Source organism: Variovorax sp. P2_H12, assembly GCF_056403395.1.
The window spans coordinates 1-430 of the sequence record NZ_JBFUFO010000218.1 but is presented as its reverse complement, the minus strand read 5'-3'; the positions used below and the strand labels follow the sequence as shown (position 1 = coordinate 430).

General features: G+C 65.3%; 1 protein-coding gene. It reads left to right on the top strand.

Annotation, left to right across the window (positions count from 1 at the left end; all coding sequences use genetic code 11):
- Positions 1-219, top strand: a 219-nt coding sequence (locus tag AC1DYK_RS35890; RefSeq protein ID WP_478170601.1) for a hypothetical protein, incomplete at its 5' end; no start/stop codon positions are given.
- Positions 220-430 lie beyond the last annotated feature (211 nt).

Sequence of the window (430 nt, the reverse complement as noted above, 5' to 3'; positions counted from 1 at the left end):
CGCGAACAGGTCGCATTGATTCCGGCCCTCATCACGGCGCCCCTGTGCGAGCCACGCACGGGGGCGCCGCCGTGTCCCGATATGGCATGTGGTGACAGTTTTGATGGGTGTCATGTGCTCGCCAGGGCCGTGATGGAGGGCGAGAGTCCGCCGGCTCTTGAGGTGTGCGATGCCGTGCTCAACGCGGATACGGCGCGAGGAGTGGGCCGTGCGCCGTGAACTTGCGGTGCGGTGGAGTCATCACGCGCCCGACCGTCCGGGCGCCCAGCCCGCGGTAGCCGCCGGCATCGGCATGGATTTCGGCCGATCAGGTGCCGATACCGCGATTCTGCGTAATCCCTTCGAGTAATGCGTTACTCGTAAAGGGCGAACCGGAACAATAAGGGACGGGTGACGGAAGGGAGACCGACGGGAGAGTGGTACATGGCCC